The organism is Mycobacterium colombiense (assembly GCF_001953985.1).
Classification (GTDB): Bacteria; Actinomycetota; Actinomycetes; order Mycobacteriales; family Mycobacteriaceae; genus Mycobacterium; species Mycobacterium colombiense_B.
In genome coordinates, this window is sequence record NZ_MBEI01000026.1 from 1 (window position 1) to 1,926 (window position 1,926).

Consider the following 1,926-nt stretch of genomic DNA (forward strand, 5'->3'; position numbering starts at 1 on the left):
TGTGGCCATTGTCGGGTCGGGGAATATCAGCACTGACCTGCTCTACAAGTTGTTGCGTTCGGATTGGCTGGAACCGCGGTGGATGGTGGGCATCGACCCGCAAAGCGAGGGTTTGGCCCGGGCCCGCAAGCTGGGTTTGGAGACCACCCACGAGGGCGTGGACTGGCTGTTGGCGCAGTCGGAGAAGCCCGACCTGGTGTTCGAGGCGACCAGCGCCTACGTGCACCGCGACGCGGCCCCCAAGTACGAGGCCGCCGGCATCCGGGCCATCGACCTGACGCCGGCCGCGGTGGGCCCCGCGGTGATCCCGCCGGCCAACCTGCGCGAGCACCTGGACGCGCCGAACGTCAACATGATCACCTGCGGCGGGCAGGCGACCATCCCGATCGTCTACGCGGTCTCGCGCGCGGTCGCCGACCTCGGCGGGGTGCCGTATGCCGAGATCGTCGCCTCGGTCGCCTCGCTGTCGGCCGGCCCGGGCACCCGCGCCAACATCGACGAGTTCACCAAGACCACCAGCCGGGGTGTGCAGACCATCGGCGGCGCCCAACGCGGCAAGGCGATCATCATCTTGAACCCGGCGGATCCGCCGATGATCATGCGCGACACGATCTTTTGCGCCATCCCCGAGGACGCCGACCGGGACGCGATCGCCAAGTCCATCCACGATGTGGTGGCCGAGGTGGCGACCTATGTGCCGGGTTACCGGCTGCTCAACGAGCCCCAGTTCGACGACCCGTCGATCAACTCCGGCGGACAGGCGCTGGTCACCACGTTCGTCGAAGTGGAGGGTGCGGGCGACTATCTGCCGCCTTACGCTGGAAATCTCGACATCATGACCGCCGCGGCCACCAAAGTCGGCGAGGAGATCGCCAAGGAGTCCTTGAGCGCGACGGCCGGAGGAGCGCAATCATGAGCACCCAGGAGATTTTCTTCAACCCGGTCTGGGACGTCCGGATGACCGACACGTCGTTGCGCGACGGCTCCCACCACAAGCGCCACCAGTTCACCACCGACGAGGTCGGCGCCATTGTGGCCGCCCTGGACGCCGCGGGCGTGCCCGTCATCGAGGTCACCCACGGCGACGGCCTGGGCGGCTCGAGCTTTAACTACGGGTTCTCCAAGACCCCCGAGCAGGAGCTGATCAAGCTGGCCGCCGAGACGGCCACGCAGGCCAAGATCGCCTTTTTGATGCTGCCCGGTGTGGGCACCAAGGAAGACATCAAAGAGGCCCAAAACAACGGCGGGGAGATCTGCCGGATCGCCACGCACTGCACCGAGGCCGACGTGTCGATTCAGCACTTCGGCCTGGCCCGCGAACTCGGCCTAGAAACCGTCGGATTCCTGATGATGAGCCACACCATCTCACCCGAGAAGCTGGCCGCGCAGGCCCGCATCATGGCCGACGCGGGCTGCCAGTGCGTCTACGTGGTCGATTCGGCCGGGGCGCTGGTGCTTGAGGGCGTACGTGACCGGGTCGCGGCGCTGGTCGCCGAGCTCGGCGACGACGCCCAGGTCGGCTTTCACGGCCACGAAAACCTCGGGCTCGGCGTGGCCAACAGTGTGGAGGCCGTCCGGGCGGGCGCCAAGCAGATCGACGGCTCGTGTCGCCGGTTCGGCGCCGGCGCCGGCAACGCGCCCGTCGAGGCCCTGATCGGGGTGTTCGACAAGATCGGCGTCAAGACCGGCATCGACTTCTTCGACATCGCTGATGCCGCCGAAGACGTGGTCGCCCCCGCCATGCCCGCCGAGTGCCTGCTCGACCGCAACGCCCTGATCATGGGCTACTCCGGGGTGTATTCCAGCTTCCTCAAGCACGCCATCCGACAGGGCGAGCGCTACGGCGTCCCCGCTCACGAACTGTTGCACCGCGCCGGCCAACGCAAACTCATCGGCGGCCAAGAAGACCAGCTCATCGACATCGCC

Annotated in this window: 2 protein-coding genes; both read left to right on the forward strand. The window is 67.3% G+C overall.

What is annotated here, in order from left to right; genetic code table 11:
- The first annotated feature begins 1 nt into the window (after position 1).
- A complete protein-coding gene (locus A5732_RS04830; RefSeq protein WP_076101070.1) occupies positions 2–916 on the forward strand; it encodes an acetaldehyde dehydrogenase (acetylating) in 915 nt (304 codons plus the stop codon).
- Positions 913–1,926: 4-hydroxy-2-oxovalerate aldolase (gene dmpG / locus A5732_RS04835; RefSeq protein WP_076101072.1), on the forward strand; the 1,014-nt coding region annotated here is incomplete at its 3' end. The genes A5732_RS04830 and dmpG, both read left to right, overlap by 4 nt.